The organism is Arthrobacter sp. MOO21 (assembly GCF_057369995.2).
This window is the reverse complement of the sequence record NZ_CM170671.2, coordinates 109922-126439: the sequence shown is the minus strand read 5'-3', so window position 1 is coordinate 126439 and position 16518 is coordinate 109922. Positions and strand designations below refer to the sequence as shown.

At 67.8% G+C, this 16518-nt stretch carries 15 protein-coding genes and 1 pseudogene; 10 read left to right on the top strand and 6 right to left on the bottom strand.

Annotated elements, in window-relative coordinates:
- Positions 1-30 precede the first annotated feature (30 nt).
- From AC2JAJ_RS00605 to AC2JAJ_RS00590, 4 genes are all read right to left on the bottom strand, one after another.
- On the bottom strand, positions 31-699 hold the full coding sequence (locus tag AC2JAJ_RS00605; protein WP_501053292.1) for a hypothetical protein: 669 nt from the start codon (positions 697-699) through the stop codon (positions 31-33).
- Position 700: 1 nt separating this feature from the next.
- Positions 701-1105: a DUF4383 domain-containing protein gene (locus AC2JAJ_RS00600; protein ID WP_486414644.1), complete on the bottom strand. Its 405-nt coding sequence runs from the start codon at positions 1103-1105 to the stop codon at positions 701-703.
- Between the two features lie 136 nt (positions 1106-1241).
- The gene (locus AC2JAJ_RS00595; RefSeq protein ID WP_486414645.1) at positions 1242-1829 is read right to left on the bottom strand and encodes a hypothetical protein; all 588 of its coding nucleotides are present in this window, start codon (positions 1827-1829) and stop codon (positions 1242-1244) included.
- A gap of 196 nt (positions 1830-2025) precedes the next feature.
- On the bottom strand, positions 2026-2499 hold the full coding sequence (locus tag AC2JAJ_RS00590) for an Lrp/AsnC family transcriptional regulator (protein ID WP_221383834.1): 474 nt from the start codon (positions 2497-2499) through the stop codon (positions 2026-2028).
- 194 nt (positions 2500-2693) lie between these two features.
- Here AC2JAJ_RS00590 and pdhA point away from each other — a divergent pair, with 194 nt between their 5' ends.
- The 3 genes from pdhA to AC2JAJ_RS00575 are packed head-to-tail and all read left to right on the top strand — an operon-like array spanning position 2694 to position 6225.
- Positions 2694-3863, top strand: coding sequence for a pyruvate dehydrogenase (acetyl-transferring) E1 component subunit alpha (gene pdhA, locus AC2JAJ_RS00585; protein WP_221383833.1), 1170 nt, complete (start codon positions 2694-2696; stop codon positions 3861-3863).
- Positions 3863-4873: an alpha-ketoacid dehydrogenase subunit beta gene (locus tag AC2JAJ_RS00580; RefSeq protein WP_221383832.1), complete on the top strand. Its 1011-nt coding sequence runs from the start codon at positions 3863-3865 to the stop codon at positions 4871-4873. Before pdhA ends, AC2JAJ_RS00580 begins: the two co-directional genes overlap by 1 nt.
- Before the next feature lie 8 nt (positions 4874-4881).
- On the top strand, positions 4882-6225 hold the full coding sequence (locus tag AC2JAJ_RS00575; RefSeq protein WP_486414646.1) for a dihydrolipoamide acetyltransferase family protein: 1344 nt from the start codon (positions 4882-4884) through the stop codon (positions 6223-6225).
- On the opposite strand, the gene AC2JAJ_RS00570 is transcribed toward AC2JAJ_RS00575, so the two are convergent.
- Positions 6222-6908, bottom strand: coding sequence for an SACE_7040 family transcriptional regulator (locus tag AC2JAJ_RS00570; RefSeq protein WP_473692959.1), 687 nt, complete (start codon positions 6906-6908; stop codon positions 6222-6224). The genes AC2JAJ_RS00575 and AC2JAJ_RS00570 overlap by 4 nt on opposite strands.
- Before the next feature lie 143 nt (positions 6909-7051).
- Here AC2JAJ_RS00570 and AC2JAJ_RS00565 point away from each other — a divergent pair, with 143 nt between their 5' ends.
- The 7 genes and pseudogenes from AC2JAJ_RS00565 to AC2JAJ_RS00535 all read left to right on the top strand — a co-directional run bounded on the left by AC2JAJ_RS00565 (position 7052) and on the right by AC2JAJ_RS00535 (position 15007).
- The gene (locus tag AC2JAJ_RS00565) at positions 7052-8659 is read left to right on the top strand and encodes a carboxyl transferase domain-containing protein (protein WP_486414647.1); all 1608 of its coding nucleotides are present in this window, start codon (positions 7052-7054) and stop codon (positions 8657-8659) included.
- 7 nt (positions 8660-8666) lie between these two features.
- Positions 8667-10860, top strand: a pseudogene (locus AC2JAJ_RS00560) (acetyl/propionyl/methylcrotonyl-CoA carboxylase subunit alpha).
- 2 nt (positions 10861-10862) lie between these two features.
- Positions 10863-12026, top strand: a complete 1164-nt coding sequence (locus tag AC2JAJ_RS00555) for an acyl-CoA dehydrogenase family protein (protein ID WP_221383827.1) — start codon at positions 10863-10865, stop codon at positions 12024-12026.
- Between the two features lie 45 nt (positions 12027-12071).
- Positions 12072-12836 (top strand): 3-oxoacid CoA-transferase subunit A, encoded by a 765-nt coding sequence (locus AC2JAJ_RS00550; RefSeq protein ID WP_501053291.1) that lies wholly within the window; start codon positions 12072-12074, stop codon positions 12834-12836.
- A 2-nt stretch (positions 12837-12838) separates the two neighbouring features.
- Positions 12839-13612 carry a CoA transferase subunit B gene (locus AC2JAJ_RS00545; protein WP_486414649.1) on the top strand — a complete coding sequence of 258 codons (774 nt, stop codon included), beginning with the start codon at positions 12839-12841 and terminating at the stop codon, positions 13610-13612.
- Positions 13609-14163 (top strand): MaoC family dehydratase, encoded by a 555-nt coding sequence (locus tag AC2JAJ_RS00540; protein ID WP_221383824.1) that lies wholly within the window; start codon positions 13609-13611, stop codon positions 14161-14163. The genes AC2JAJ_RS00545 and AC2JAJ_RS00540 overlap by 4 nt, the downstream gene beginning before the upstream one ends.
- A gap of 4 nt (positions 14164-14167) precedes the next feature.
- Positions 14168-15007, top strand: coding sequence for an aldolase/citrate lyase family protein (locus tag AC2JAJ_RS00535; RefSeq protein ID WP_501053290.1), 840 nt, complete (start codon positions 14168-14170; stop codon positions 15005-15007).
- 6 nt (positions 15008-15013) lie between these two features.
- On the opposite strand, the gene AC2JAJ_RS00530 is transcribed toward AC2JAJ_RS00535, so the two are convergent.
- On the bottom strand, positions 15014-16477 hold the full coding sequence (locus AC2JAJ_RS00530) for a lipase maturation factor family protein (protein WP_486414650.1): 1464 nt from the start codon (positions 16475-16477) through the stop codon (positions 15014-15016).
- Between the last annotated feature and the right edge of the window lie 41 nt (positions 16478-16518).

Sequence of the window (16518 nt, the reverse complement as noted above, 5' to 3'; positions counted from 1 at the left end):
GCTCTTTCGCTGCGCCGCCCGGAGCCTTATCTAGCGCTGGTGGTGCCCATTGCCTGGCAAGGTGGTCCCGTGGCTGCCGTGCGGCACGGCATGCTGGCCGGCCGCCGATGCCGCGAGTCCCGGCGTCGTAATTCCCGCCACCAGGACTGCCCCGGCGAAGGCGCCAAGGAGCAGGCGGCCCGGCCCTCGTGTGGCTGGTGGTACCGCGGTCCGCGCTGTTCCCCGCCTTGCAGTGTCACGGCCCAGCCACGCCAGCGACGCTATCACCATGAGCGTCAGCAGCAGTGCCGAAAGCTGGGTCAGGACAAGCCCCGGAGCGCCGGGCGTTCCGAAGACGACGGCGGCAACGTGCAGGCCCGCTGCCGCACCGAGCGGAGGCCGGGCCCACCGGTTCCCCGCCAGGCTGCCCCTGGCGAGGAACGCGACGGTTGCTGCCAGCAGCACGGCACCCCAGATCCCGGCGAGGCCACCGGCCAGGAACGGCAGTGGTTCCCCGAATCCGGCGCCGCCGGCCAGGATGCTGGACGAAATGGCCAGGTTCACCGACCCGGCGCCGAAGCCCGCGAACCCGGCGATCAGGCGGACGCCGGCATCTGCCGGAAACACTGCCGGGGCCGGGGCTTCCGCCTGGGCTGGAGGTGCCGCCTTGGCTGTCGGAGATGCCGGGGCTGAAGGACGTGCCGGCCGGAGCATGGCCATGCTAGGCGCGTGCAGCGGCCGGAGCCTTGTCCAGGGACAGGCCCACGCCCAGCAGGAGTACGGCGCTGGCGAGGTGGAGCACGTTGTCGGCACCGTTCAACGCGATGATGTTCAGCGGCGAGTTCAGCAGGAACAGCCCCAGGATGCCGACCAGCAGGTAGACGGCGCCGACGGAGGCATTCACGGTGCGTGCCGTGTCCGTCCCGCGGAGGCCCGCGAAGAGCAGTGCGGCGCCGATGGCAAGGTGGATGACGTTATGCAGCGGGTTGACTTCGAAGATGATGAGGTTCGCGCCCTCCGTGGCCACGAATCCGACGCCGGACGTGACGGCGAAACCCAGGAGGCCCACCAGCAGGTAGACGGCTCCGAAGATGGTGGCGACAAGGCGGTTGGGTGAAGTGCGCATGGCCCGAATCCTTCCGGTTGGGCGGGTGTTTCCCGCCGGATTGCGGATCCCCGGTGGGACCCTCGGAAGCGATTCGGACCCAAGGCAAGGGGCGGATGGGTGAAAAATCAGCACCCTTGGTAATTGCGCCGGGCGGTCAGTACGCTGGCCGCAGCTTGATGCTGGTCATCAGGAGCTGGTCCTTGCCCTCAAACCGGTACGCGAGGTCCACCTTCTTCCCGGTGCAGGCTATCTGGCCGGCCACTTCCGCCGATTTCACGCCGTTGTTCGTGGCCACCTTGACGTCGTTGTAGGCGGGGCGGCAGGAACCATCCATCCCCAGGCTTCGGACCCCGGACATGAAGGCCTCCTTGGAGAGCTGCTCCTGCAGCGCGGGGTCCAGGTAGTCGTCGTAGGCGGCGGAGGTGTCACCGGCGATCACCTTCTTGGTGAAGTCGTCGGCGAGTCCCTTGGCCTGGCTGGCGGCGCCGCCCACCACGTTGACCAGGATGACGACGCCGAGGACCACCAGCAGCAGCACCGCGCCGATGCTGCCCAGGATGACCCACAGCTTCCGCCGGCTTCGTGCGCGCGTGCGTTCCCCGGGCAGCTGCCCGGGGCCCGGCCATCCCCCTCCAGCGCCGACGGCTGGACCAAACGGTGCCGGCTGCTCCGGCACTGGGGGCAGCTGCCGTGGCAGGGAGCCCGCCGGGCCAGGCTGGTACGAATCCTGGGAACTGCTCAAGGGAAACCTTTCGGAAGGTGCGCGGCACCGGGGACGGCCATGGGCTCTGCCGGCGCCGCACTTAACTGCACCAAGCCTATAACCCGGCCCGCCGACGTCGTACTTCTGCATGCTCCCGGCCGCGTGCTGGACGGTGCGCGTGGTGGACGGTGTGCATGATGGACTGTGCGCATGCCGGACCGGGAGGGTGCAGTTGTCAGTTGCCCCCGGACCCGCGCTCCAGCAGGGGTTGCACCCGGAAGGGAATGAGCTCACCCATGGCCAGCGCCGTGTCGGCCCGTTCCACTCCGTCGCAGGCGAGGATCTTTCCGTTGATGCGGAACAGGTCCTCCGCGTCCCGGGCCACCACGCGCAGCAGCAGGTCGGCGGACCCGGTCAGGCCAAAGCCCTCGAGGATCTCTGGAATGGCGGCAAGTTCCCCGGCCAGCCGGGCAAGTTTCTGCTGCTGGACATGCACGGAGATGAACGCCATCAGCGGGTAGCCCAGGGCCGCCGGGTTGATGCGGCGCTCAAAAGACAGGAAGACGTGCTTTTTCTCGAGTTGGGCCATGCGCGCCTGCACCGTGTTCCGGGACAACCCGAGCTTCTGCGCCAGCGCCACCACTGTCCGGCGCGGGTCCTCAGCCAGGGCCGAAAGCAGGCGGGTGTCAGTGCCATCCAAAGCTTGCATAATGCGCAACGCTAGCACGGTCCGCGAGCCGCCCGTAGGGCATTTTGCTCAGTAAGGGCGGCGGTGGTTGTACCCCCTGGACATTGTGAGTAGGGTCACAATTATCCGGGGCAATGGCGCCCGGAAGGCCTGCGGAAGCACGGACCAAAAGTCCTGAAACCGCTGGTCAACGACGTCAGAAGGTTGCGGCTATCGTGTCTACAGACCAAACAGGCCAGGGCGGCGCACAAGCCCCGGGCAGCTCCGGAAAATCCGCCGGACCGGACCATGAACTTCTTCAGCTGATCACTCCCGCCGGCGAACGGATCAGCCACCCCGAATTCGATGTCTGGGTCAAGGACATCACGGACGAACAGCTGTGTTCCCTGTTCGAGGACATGACCGTCATCCGCCGCATCGATGTCGAGGCCACGGCGCTGCAGCGCCAGGGCGAGCTGGGCCTGTGGCCCCCTCTGCTGGGGCAGGAGGCAGCCCAGATCGGCTCCGGCAGGGCGCTGCGCGCGGACGACTTTGTCTTCTCCAGCTACCGTGAGAACGGTGTGGCCTATTGCCGCGGCGTGGACCTGACGGACCTCCTGCGGGTATGGCGCGGCAACGCCTCCGGCGGCTGGGATCCGTACAGCGTCAACATGGCAACGCCGCAGATCATCATCGGCGCGCAGACCCTGCACGCCACGGGGTACGCCATGGGAATCCAGAACGACGGCGCCGACTCCGTGGCTGTCACCTACTTCGGCGACGGTGCCACCAGTGAAGGCGACGTTAACGAGGCCATGGTGTTCGCCGCGAGTTTCCAGGTCCCGGTGGTGTTCTTCTGCACGAACAACCATTGGGCCATCTCCGAACCCGTGCGGCTTCAGTCGCACATCCACCTCGCGGACCGGGCCGCCGGGTTTGGCATCCCCAGCCTGCGCGTGGACGGCAACGACGTCCTTGCCGTCATGGCGGCTACGCGGGTGGCGCTGGACAGGGCACGCCGCGGCGGCGGGCCCACCTTCATCGAGGCGGTCAGTTACCGGATGGGCCCCCACACCACCGCCGATGACCCCACCCGCTACCGTGACGCCAACGAGCTGGAGGACTGGGCCGCGAAGGACCCCATCACCCGTGTGGAGGCACTGCTGGACCGGAAGGGCCTCCTGACCGAAGCACTGCAGCAGCAGGTCGCGGACAAGGCCGATGCCGTGGCATCGGAACTGCGCCGCGGCTGCACCACCATGCCGGACCCGCAGCCGCTTGACATCTTCAAGCACGTCTACAGCACCCCGAATTCCTGGCTGGAACGCCAGCAGGACCACTACGCCCGTTACCTGGCCTCCTTCGGCGACCCCGCAGGAGCCGTTTCAGAAGAAGGTGCACGCTGATGACCCAGATGACCTTTGCCCGAGCCATCAATGCCGGGCTGCGGAAGTCCCTGGAAAATGACTCCAAGGTGGTCCTCCTGGGCGAGGATATCGGCACCCTCGGCGGCGTATTCCGGGTGACGGACGGGCTGCAGAAGGACTTCGGCAAACACCGGGTGGTGGATACCCCGCTGGCGGAGTCCGCCATCGTGGGCACCGCCGTCGGCCTGGCCTACCGGGGCTACCGCCCGGTGGTGGAAATCCAGTTCGACGGGTTCATCTACCCGGCGTTCGACCAGATTGTCAGCCAGGTGGCCAAGCTGCACTACCGCACCCGCGGGACAGTGAAGATGCCCATCACCATCCGGGTACCGTTTGGCGGCGGCATCGGCTCGCCCGAGCATCATTCCGAATCCCCGGAAGCGTACTTCACCCACACCTCCGGCCTGCGGGTGGTGACGGTGGCCAATCCGCAGGACGCCTATACGGTCATCCAGCAAGCCATCGCGTGCGACGACCCGGTCCTGTACTTCGAGCCGAAGCGCCGGTACCACGACAAGGGCGAGGTGGACGAGGCCGCAGACCCCGGGTCCGCCCTGCCCATGGACAAGGCCCGGGTGCTGGCGAGTGGCAGCGACGTCACCCTGGTGGCCTACGGACCCCTGGTCAGGACCGCCCTCGACGCCGCCACGGCCGCCGCTGATGAGGGCATCTCCATCGAGGTCATCGACCTGCGCTCGCTGGCCCCGGTGGACTACGAACCGGTTGTGGCTTCGGTCCGGAAGACCGGGCGCCTGGTAGTCACGCACGAGGCCGGGCAGTCCGGCGGGCTTGGCGCGGAGGTGGCGGCGAGCATCACCGAGAGGTGCTTCTACCACCTCGAGGCAGCGCCGGTCCGGGTCACGGGATTCGACATCCCGTACCCGTACTCCAAGCTGGAAATGCACCACCTTCCGGGTCTTGACCGGATCCTGGACGGCGTGGACCGGGCCCTGGGCCGCCCCAACTCCCTGAGCGGCCTGGAAGGATGAGCGGCACCATGATCAAGGAATTCCGGCTCCCGGACCTGGGTGAGGGCCTCACCGAATCCGAAATCCTCAGCTGGAAGGTAGGCGTGGGCGACACCGTCAGCCTGAACCAGGTGATCGCCGAAGTTGAAACCGCCAAGGCAGTGGTGGAGCTTCCGTCGCCGTTCGCCGGGGTCGTCAAGGAACTCCACGAACAGCCAGGTTCCGTCGTGGAGGTCGGCAAGCCGATCGTCTCGTTTGAAATACCCGACGACGGCGGCGCTGCACCTTCGGAGTCCGCCGGCCTTTCATCCGGCGCGGGGGAGCAGGCCGTGGAAACACCGAAGCGGGAGCCGAACCTGGTAGGTTACGGCGCCGTCGTCGAAAGTTCCGGACGGCCCACGCGCCGCCCGCGGACCTTTGCTGCGGCGGACTCTCTGGAAACCGTGACGGCCCCGGCGGCTGAGCCGAAACCTCTCGAGACCAGGCCCGCCGAACGGCCCCGGTCCACGCCGCCGGTCCGGAAGCTGGCCAAGGACCTCGGGCTGGACCTGGCACAGGTGACCGGCACGGGTCCCGGCGGACTGATCACGCGGGACGACGTTCATGAATTTGCCGGGCACGCGGGGGAAGCTGCCGCGCCAACGTCAGCACCCGGGGGAACCCGGACGGGGGAGCGGGAAACCAGGACTCCCATCAAGGGCGTCCGGAAGCACACTGCGGCCGCCATGGTGCGCAGTGCCTTCACCGCACCCCACGCCACCGAATTCCTCACCATTGACGTCACGCCCGGCATCGAACTGTTGGACAAGCTACGCAGCAGCAGGGAATTCTCCGGCATCAAGCTGACGCCGCTCACGCTGGCGGCAAAAGCGGTACTCATCGCCCTGCGCCGCAATCCAGCCCTGAATTCGCGGTGGGACGAGGAAAACCAGGAGATCGTCACGTACAACTACGTGAACCTGGGCATCGCCGCGGCTACACCCCGGGGGCTCACCGTCCCCAATATCAAGGACGCCGACGCCCTGTCCTTGCCGCGGCTCGCCCAGGCCCTGACGGCACTCGCCGAAACGGCGCGGGCCGGCAAGACCACCCCCGAGGACCTGTCTGGCGGCACCATTTCCATCACCAACATCGGCGTCTTTGGGATCGACGCCGGCACCCCGATCCTCAATCCGGGAGAGGCTGCCATCCTTGGACTGGGAGCTGTCCGGACCATGCCGTGGGAATACCGCGGTGAGGTGGCGCTCCGCCAGGTCCTCACGCTGAGCCTGTCCTTCGACCACCGGTTGGTGGACGGCGAGCAGGGCTCGCGGTTCCTGGCGGACGTCGGCGCGGTCATGGCCGAGCCGGGGATGGTCCTGGCCATGGTCTAGCGGCCGCCACCCTCCCCAAGCCGGGTGTACCCGGCCAGGGGGGTGGGCGCGCTGTCCACCATCAGGGCGGCCAGTGCCATGCGCTCGAGCAGGGGGCGGGCAGCCCCTGCGGCGATCCGCCGGCCATGGCTGCGGACCGAATGCGGGGTGGAATTGATCAGGCCGAAGGTGGCGTGGGCCCGCATGCGGAGTTCCGCGGCGTCGATGCCGGGATGGACCTTGGCCAGGACGTCCACCCACACCTCCACGTAGCTGCGCTGCAGGGTGCGCACTGCGGACTGGTCCTGTTCGGAGAGGTTGCTGAAGTCCCGGTCCTGCACCCGGATAACGTCCGGCTTGCCGAGGGCGAAGTCCACCTGGAACTCCACCAGGCGACGCAGCGCGGCAAGGGGATCGGCATTGCCTGCCACCACCTGGCGTCCGCCGTCCAGCAGTTCCTGGCTCACGGTCACCAGCAGGTCGGCCAGGACTGCCTGCTTGCCGGAAAAGTGGCGGTAGACGGCGGGCCCACTCACGCCGGCTGCCGCGCCCAGGTCCTCGAGGGACACGCGGTTGAAGCCATTGAGCGCGAACAGGGAAGCCGCCGCAGACAGCAAAGCCTGCCGCCGGCTCTCCTTGGCCTTGCCGCGCTGCGTTGTGGGGGCCTGCGTGGCAGGGGCCGGCTCCACTGTATTGCTGGACACTTCTCCTCCTCGGACCCGCAGATTCTAGCAAGGCCGCCAGGTGTTGGACATCACAGTTAATCGAGACTAACCTGAATTTCAGTTATGAGTGACTAACCGAGTTGGTTTCAAGCCAGCCCGGTCCGGACAGGAACGGATCGTCAATGGAGACCCTGGTCAGCCGGCTCGACCCGGCAAGCGAGTCCTTCCGCGCCAACCGGGAGGCACAGCTGTCCCTGGCCGAAGACCTGCGGAAGAAACTGGCGGACGCCGCCCTGGGCGGGCCGCAAAAATCGCGGGACCGCCACGTCGCCCGCGGCAAGCTGCTCCCGCGGGAACGGATCGACCAGCTGCTGGATGACGGCAGTCCGTTCCTGGAAGTCGCACCCCTGGCCGCCAACGGTATGTACAACGATGACGCCCCGGGCGCGGGCGTCATCGCGGTGATCGGCCTGGTGCACGGCCGGCAGGTCCTGGTCATCTCCAACGACGCCACCGTCAAGGGCGGCACCTACTACCCGATGACCGTCAAGAAGCACCTCCGCGCCCAGGAGATCGCGCTGGAGAACCGGCTGCCCTGCATCTACCTGGTGGACTCGGGCGGTGCCTTCCTGCCCAAGCAGGATGAGGTGTTTCCGGACAAGGAGCACTTCGGCCGGATCTTCTACAACCAGGCGCGGCTGTCCGCAGCCAAGGTTCCGCAGGTCGCCGCCGTCATGGGCTCCTGCACCGCCGGCGGCGCCTACGTGCCCGCCATGAGCGACGAAACCGTGATCGTCCGCAACCAGGGCACCATTTTCCTGGGCGGCCCGCCCCTGGTGAAAGCAGCGATCGGGGAGATCGTCACGGCCGAGGAACTGGGCGGCGGCGAGGTCCACTCCAGGGTTTCAGGGGTAACGGACCACCTGGCCGAAAACGACGAACACGCCCTGCAGATCATCCGCGACATTGTCGCCACCCTGCCGCCCCCGGCGCCGCCCGCCTGGCAGGTGGAACCCGCCGTCGAGCCCGCCGCAGACCCGGAAGGGCTGTATGGCGCCGTGCCCACGGACGTCAACGCCCCCTACGACGTGCACGAGGTCATCGCCCGGCTCGTGGACGGCAGCAGGTTCCACGAGTTCAAGAAGGACTACGGCAGCACCCTCGTCACCGGGTTCGCCCGCATCCACGGCCACCCTGTGGGGATCGTGGCCAACAACGGCGTGCTCTTCAGCGAGTCCTCGCTCAAGGGCGCCCACTTCATCGAATTGTGCGACCAGCGCGGCATCCCGCTGCTGTTCCTGCAGAACATCTCCGGATTCATGGTGGGCAGGGACGCCGAACAGGGCGGCATCGCCAAGAACGGGGCGAAGATGGTGACGGCCGTTGCCACCGCCCGCGTCCCCAAGCTGACGGTGGTGATCGGGGGTTCCTTCGGCGCCGGCAACTACTCCATGTGCGGGCGGGCCTACTCGCCACGGTTCCTGTGGATGTGGCCGGCGGCCCGGATCTCGGTGATGGGCGGGAACCAGGCGGCCAGCGTGCTGGCCACGGTGAAGCGGGACCAGTACGAAGCCGCGGGGGAGGAATGGGCGGCCGAAGATGAGGAAGCGTTCAAGGCCCCCATCCGGCAGCAGTACGAGGACCAGGGCAGCCCCTACTATTCCACTGCCCGGCTCTGGGACGACGCCGTGATCGACCCCGTGGACACCCGTACCGTCCTGGGCCTTGCCCTCGACGTTGTGTCCCGCACGCCCCTGCCCGAAACCTCTTTCGGCCTCTTCCGGATGTGAGCACGCCATGACCACGCAGACCCAAACGGACCCGTCCGCCAGCCAGGCCGGCGCCTCAGGCCAGCCGTTGTTCAGCACCGTCCTGGTGGCAAACCGCGGCGAAATTGCCTGCCGCGTCATCCGGACCCTGCGCCATCTGGGAATACGTTCGGTGGCCGTCTACAGCGATGCCGACGCCGGCGCGCGCCACGTGCGTGAAGCCGACACTGCCGTCCGGATCGGCCCCGCCGCCGCCGCCGACAGCTACCTCAGCATCGACGCGATCCTCGAGGCATGCCCGGCGCACCGGGGCCGAAGCGGTGCACCCCGGGTACGGTTTCCTGAGCGAGAACGCCGACTTCGCCCGCGCCCTGGAAAAAGCCGGCATCACCTTCATAGGCCCGGGCGTGGAGGCCCTGAACGTCATGGGCGACAAGATCCGCGCCAAAAACCACGTAGCCGGCTACGGCGTCCCGGTGGTCCCGGGCATCGCCAGGCCCGGCATGACGGACAGCGAACTGGTTGAGGCGGGTGCCGCCGTCGGCTTTCCGCTCCTGATCAAGCCGTCCGCGGGCGGTGGCGGAAAGGGCATGCACGTGGTGGAAGGGCCGGGCGACCTGCCGGCGGCGCTGGTGACGGCCCGCAGGGTGGCGGCCGCCGCTTTCGGGGACGACACCCTCTTCCTGGAACGCCTGGTCACCACCCCGCGGCACATCGAAGTCCAGGTGCTTGCGGACGGCCACGGCAACGTCATCCACCTCGGCGAGCGCGAATGCTCCCTCCAGCGCCGGCACCAGAAGGTCATCGAGGAAGCCCCCTCGCCCCTGCTGGAAAGCCTGCCGAACGGCGCCGAGGTCCGTGCGCGGATCGGTGAGGCGGCCTGCAATGCCGCCCGCAGCGTGAACTACACGGGGGCGGGAACCGTGGAGTTCCTGGTTTCCGATGACGCGCCGGACGAGTTCTTCTTCATGGAGATGAACACCCGGCTGCAGGTGGAACACCCGGTCACCGAGATGGTCGCAGGGCTGGACCTCGTGGAATGGCAGGTCCGGGTCGCCGCCGGTGCCGAGCTGTCGCTGCGGCAGGCCGACGTCGGACTTTCCGGCCACGCTGTGGAGGCACGGGTCTATGCCGAGGTCCCGGAGAAGAACTTCCTTCCGTCCACCGGAACGGTGCTCGTGCTGGACGAGCTGCCGCAGGGTACCGAGGGCCGCATCCGGGTGGACTCTTCCCTGGTGGAAGGCCTGGAACTTTCGGCGAACTATGACCCCATGATTTCCAAGGTGATCGCCTGGGGTGAAGACCGCCCGGCTGCACTCGCCGCCCTGGACAACGCCCTGGCCAGCTATACGGCACTCGGCATCGACACCAACGTCGAGTACCTGCGGCTGCTGCTCAACGACCCCGACGTCCGGGCCGGGCACCTCGACACAGGCCTGATCGAGCGGAAGCTGCCGGCACTGGAGTTCCGGCGCGCGGGCGAAGCGGAGCTGGTGGCCGCCGCCCTGTACGCCCTCAGCATGGAGGCGCAGAACAATCCGGCACCCGAAAGCGGACCCTGGCAGGGCAGGAACGGCTGGCGGCTCGGAGTCCCGGCGCCGCGCCGCATCAGCCTGGGAACGCCCGACGGCGGCGTGTCCACGGTGCAGGTCAGCGGCAGCTTCAACGGGGGAGGCGAGGCCGCGGTCGCCGTCGACGGCGGTGCCCAACGGAGTGCGTCGCTGCACTGGTCCAGCCGGCAAAGCTTCGAACTGGACCTCGACGGCCGGCGGCGGACCTACCGGCTGGCGCCGGTCCTCCCGGGAGCGGCCACGCCGCCGTGGGACAACGCCCTGCCCGGCATGCCCGCACAATTGTTCCTCGGCGGTGACGGCTGGTCCTGCCGGCTGGACATCCTCACCCGCGAGGCCAGGCTGGCACGCGTGCTCGCCGCCGTCCAGCGGGAAGAAGGCTCCGCCGACCCGGAGGTGCGCTCGCCGATGCCGGGAACAGTCGTGGCTGTCCCGGTCAGCGACGGGGACACAGTCGAAGCCGGGGAGGTGCTGGTATCCGTGGAAGCCATGAAGATGGAGCACCACCTGGTGGCACCCCTGGCCGGGACGGTGCACCTCAATGCACGTACCGGGGACCTGGTGAAGGCCGACCAGGTGCTGGCCACCATCCATCCCACCCGCGCGGAAGCGCAACCAGACATACAGGAAGACGACGGCGAAGGAGCCTGACGATGACCGGATCCGAACTCAGCGGGGAATACCAGGACCTCAGCGACACCGTCCGCGACTTCGCGGACAACGTGGTGGCGCCGGTGTCCGCGAAGCACGACGAAGAGCACAGCTTCCCGTACGACGTCGTCAAGCAGATGGCGGAGATGGGCCTGTTTGGCCTGCCGTTCCCGGAGGAATACGGCGGCATGGGAGGGGATTACTTCGCCCTGGCGCTGGCGCTGGAGCAGCTTGGCCGCGTGGACCAGTCCGTGGCCATCACGCTGGAAGCCGGGGTTTCGCTGGGCGCCATGCCGGTGTACCGCTTCGGCACCGACGCCCAGAAACAGGAGTGGCTGCCCATGCTCGCGTCCGGCCAGGCGCTCGCCGGCTTCGGCCTCACCGAACCGGAGGCAGGCTCTGACGCCGGCGGCACCAAGACCCATGCGCGCCTCGAAGGCGGCCAGTGGGTGATCAATGGCAACAAGGAGTTCATCACCAACTCGGGCACGGACATCACGCGGCTGGTCACCGTCACTGCCGTCACCGGGCAGAAGGACCGCGGGGACGGAACTGTCCAAAAGGAAATTTCCACCATCCTCGTGCCCACCGATACGCCCGGTTTCAAGGCGGAGAAGCCTTACAACAAGGTGGGCTGGAACGCCTCCGACACCCACCCGCTGACGCTGAAGGATGTCCGCGTTCCCGAGGCGAACCTGCTGGGCGGGCGGGGCAGGGGCTATGCCAACTTCCTGTCCATCCTGGACGAGGGCCGGATCGCCATTGCCGCCCTGGCCACCGGTGCTGCACAGGGCTGCGTGGACCTGTCCGTCAAATACGCCAGGGAGCGCCGGGCTTTCGGGCAGGAAATCGGCAAGTACCAGGCCGTGTCCTTCAAGATCGCGCGCATGGAAGCGAGGGCCCACACGGCCCGGCTGGCTTACTACGACGCGGCGGCGCGCATGCTCGCCGGGAAGCCGTTCAAGACGCAGGCGGCCATCGCTAAGATGGTCGCAGGCGAGGCGGCCATGGACAACGCGCGGGATGCCACCCAGGTATTCGGCGGCTATGGCTTCATCAACGAGTTCACCGTGGCACGCCACTACCGCGACTCCAAGATCCTTGAAGTGGGGGAGGGCACCACGGAGGTCCAGCTGATGCTGATCGCCCGCGAACTGGGCTTGTAGCGGTTCGCAGCACGCAGGACTGTAGCCGGCCTGAAAGGATCAAGGATGATTGACAAGGTTGTTGCCAGCGCCGACGAGGCAGTCGCGGACATCCCGGACGGCGCCTCCCTGGCGGTGGGCGGATTTGGCCTCTGCGGAATCCCGGTGGCCCTCATCGACGCCCTGCACCGGGCCGGCACCTCCGGGCTGGAAACCGTCAGCAACAACTGCGGCGTTGATGACTGGGGCCTCGGCATCCTGCTCCGCGACGGGCGCATCCGCCGCACCATCAGCTCCTACGTGGGCGAAAACAAAGAGTTCGCCCGCCAGTACCTTGCCGGCGAGCTCGAGGTGGTGCTCACCCCGCAGGGCACCTTGGCGGAGAAACTGCGGGCCGGCGGCGCCGGCATTCCGGCGTTCTACACCAAGGCGGGGGTGGGCACCCAGGTGTCCGACGGCGGCCTGCCGCAGAAGTACGACGCGCACGGCGGCATCGCGGTTGCCTCCGCCCCGAAGGAGGTCCGGTCGTTCGGCGGCGTGGACTACGTGCTCGAAGAATCCCTCACTCCCGACTTTGGGCTGGTGCATGCCTGGAAAGGCGACCGGCACGGCAACCTCGTCTTCCACGCCACCGCCATGAACTTCAACCCGCTGTGCGCCATGGCGGGACGCATCACCATCGCGGAGGTGGAGGAACTCGTCGAACCCGGCGAACTGGACCCGGAACACATCCACACCCCCGGCATCTTCGTCCAGCGCGTGGTCCTGGCGCAGGACGGCGAGAAGCGGATTGAAAAGCGCACGGTCGCACTCACCCAGGCAGGAGCGTAACCATGGATCCGAACAGCCCTGAAGCACCCCGGCCGGAAGCAGTCCGTCCCGAATACCGGCGCGCCGCCTCCCAGCATGACGCCCCCGGGGACGGGCGGGACACGACGGAAACCAAAGGCTGGACCCGCAACGAGCTGGCGGCCCGGGTGGCCAAGGAACTCCACAACGGCCAGTACGTGAATCTGGGCATCGGGATGCCCACCCTGATCCCCAACTACATCCCGGCAGGCGTCGAAGTGGTGCTGCACTCCGAAAACGGGATCCTCGGCGTCGGGCCCTACCCTGCGGATGACGCCGTCGACCCTGACCTGATCAACGCGGGCAAGGAAACGGTGACGGTGAACAAGGGCGCAGCCTTCTTCGACTCGGCAGCCTCCTTCGGCATGATCCGCGGCGGGCATGTGGACGTCGCCGTCCTGGGCGCCATGGAGGTGGCCCAGAACGGTGACCTGGCCAACTGGATGATCCCCGGCAAGATGGTCAAGGGCATGGGCGGGGCCATGGACCTGGTGTTCGGTGCCAAGAAGGTGATCGTGATGATGGAGCACGTGGACCGGAACGGCAACCCCAAGATCGTTCGGGAATGCTCGCTGCCGCTGACGGGCAAGGGGTGCGTGGACCGGATCATCACGGACCTGGCCGTGATCGACGTCGTCCAGGACCCGTCCGGCCCGCGCCTGGTCCTGCGCGAACTGGCGCCCAATGTTTCGGCGCAGGACGTCGCCGCCGCCACCGGCGCGGACCTGTTCGAGGAAGACCAGGAACTGACGGTATGACGCACGGGGTTTCCGCTGGGCCGGCCGCCGGGAAGGACGACGCCGGCCCCCGGGTCATCGAGCAGCGCGGGCTGTACTTCGACGAGCTGGAGGAGGACGTCATCTATGCGCACCGCCCCGGCCGGACGGTGACCGAAACCGACAACGTCCTGTTCACCACCCTCACCATGAACACCCAGGCCCTGCACCTGGACGCAGCCTGGAGCGCCGGGCAGCCCTTCGGCCAGCGGCTGATGAACTCCATGTTCACCCTGGCCACGATGGTGGGCCAGTCCGTCACCCAGCTGACCCAGGGGACCATCATCGCCCAGCTCGGCCTGACCGACGTCTCCTTTCCGAACCCCCTCTTCCACGGCGACACGCTCTACACGGAAACGGTTGTCACCGGGAAGCGGCTATCGGCCTCCCGCCCCGGCCAGGGCATCGTGACCATGGAGCTCACCGGGCGCAACCAGGACGGCACGGTGGTGGCACGGGCCACGCGCAATTGCCTGATGTGGACCCGGGAGGCCCACAGGGAGGCACACACCGGCCAAAACACCGGAGAATAGCCTTATGACTTTTGTGATGGGACCTGCCCTGCTCTTCTGCCCTGCCGACCGTCCCGAGCGGTACCAGAAGGCCGCCGCCCGGGCCGACGCCGTGATCCTGGACCTTGAGGACGCGGTGGCGCCTGGGGACAAGCAGCGCGCCCGCGGCGCGATCCTCGCCCAGCTGGGGACTACAGGGGTCGAGCCGGAGCTTGAGCCCAGCTGCACCATCGTCAGGGTGAATCCGGTCGGCACCGAGGACTTCGAGAAGGACCTGCACTGCCTGGCCCACACCCCGTACCGCACGGTGATGCTGGCCAAAGCCGAGAGTGCCGAACAACTCAAGGCACTGGAGGGGTACCAGGTGATCGCGCTGTGCGAAACGGCAATGGGGGTGCTGAACGCCCCGGCCATCGCCGCCGCCCCCAATGTGGTGGGCCTGATGTGGGGTGCCGAGGACCTGCTGGCAACCCTCGGCGGTACCTCCAGCAGGAAGGACGACGGCGGCTACCGGGCTGTGGCGCTGCACGCCCGTTCGTCCGTGCTCCTTGCCGCCCGGGCCTACGGCAAGGAGGCCGTGGACGCGGTCTACACCGACATCCCCGACCTCGACGGGCTGGCTGCGGAAGCTGCCGACGCCGTCGCCTCGGGGTTCAGCTCCAAGGCATGTATCCACCCCAGCCAGGCAGCCGTGGTCCGCAAGGCCTACGCGCCCTCCGAAGCCGAGGTTGCCGCTGCTGCCGCCCTCCTGGATGCTGCCGGGTCGGCCGGATCAGGGGTGTTCCGGTACGCGGGAAAGATGATCGACGGACCCATCCTCAAGCACGCCCAGGAGATCATCCGCCGGGCCCAGGGAATGGGCTAGGACGCTTCAGCCCAACCGACCCTTCGACCGGCGCAGCGACGACGGCGGGATCGGCTCATGCAGCAGCGTGCGCACCCAGCGGTTGCCGGTTTCCCGGAACTCCTTGCGCGTGGCAAAGCGGTAATGGAAGCTGCGCACGCGCACCCAACGGGGCGCGGCGCCGTCGAACGGGTCATGACGGAGCAGCCGCAGCACCTGCCGGTCCGCTTCCAAAAGCTTGGCCAGGAAGGCGTAGAACCACTCCTCGTGCACGCTGCGCAGCGGCAGGAACCACATCAGCCAGTCCAGCCGCAGGTGGTACGGCGCCCACTGCCGTGGCAGCCGCCGCACGTCCCCGGGCTTTCCCTTGAAGCCGTATTCCCGCCAGCCCGAGGAGTCATCCGGGTCCTCATCCAGCGTGCCTTCCACTACGATCTCGATGCGCTGCTTCGTCACAGTGCCGAAGGCGCCGTAGGTGTTGACCAGCTGCCAGCGGTTGAAGCTGGCGTTCATCAGCTGGCGGCGGGAGAACAGGTTCCGCAGCGGCCAGTAGCTCAGGACCAGCAGCAGCAGGGTGGCGGCCAACGTGATGGCCAGCCACCACAACGGGGTTTCCCGGTCTGTTCCCGCGTGCCAGTCCCCGGGAACCGCCGGGATCACCGCGTGGGCCACCGGATCGCTCACCGCGGCGAACGCCAGCACGATCGCGATCCAGTTCAGCCAGGCGAAGTTGCCGCTGGCCACCAGCCACAACTGGGTGACGATGACCACCCCGGCGGCCACGCTGGCCACCGGCTGGGGCGCGAACAGGAAGAAAGGAACCACCAGTTGCGCGAAGTGGTTGCCCACGACTTCAATGCGGTGCAGCGGCTTGGGCAGCAGGTGCGCCTGGCGGCTGAGCGGCCCGGGCATGGGCTGGGTCTCATGGTGGTAGTACAGGGCCGTCAGGTCCCGCCACTCCCGGCCGCCGCGGATCTTGATCATGCCCGCCCCAAACTCCAGCCGGAACACCAGCCACACAACCAGGATGAGGATGGTCCGCGGCGGGTCGGTCTGGTTCGAGCCCAGGAAACCCACGGTGAAGCCTGCTTCCAGGAGCAGCATTTCCCAGCCGAAACCGTAAAACGTCTGGCCCACGTTCACGATGGACATGTAGAGCAGCCACAGGGCAAGGAACGCTGCCAAGGGGACCCAGGGCGGCCCCAGCTGCGGGATTCCGGCCACCAGCAGCGCCGAGACCACCAGGCCAACGGCGCAGACAGCGCGCAGCAATCCGTCCGAATACCGCCAGCGGAACAGGGTGGGACGGCGCAAGCGGCTGAAGCCGGCCAGGAATTCCGGGACGGGAAGAAGGCCGCGCTCGCCGAGCAGGGCGGGGAACTGGTTGAGCGTGGACAGGAACGCGACGAAGTACAGCGCAGCCACCCCGCGCTGCAGCACCTGCCGCGCCAGTTCATACTCCGGCGCGTCGAACCAGGAGAGCCAGTCCACGAAAACCACGTTACGCCGGGCCGCCCTGTGGTCAAGGAGCG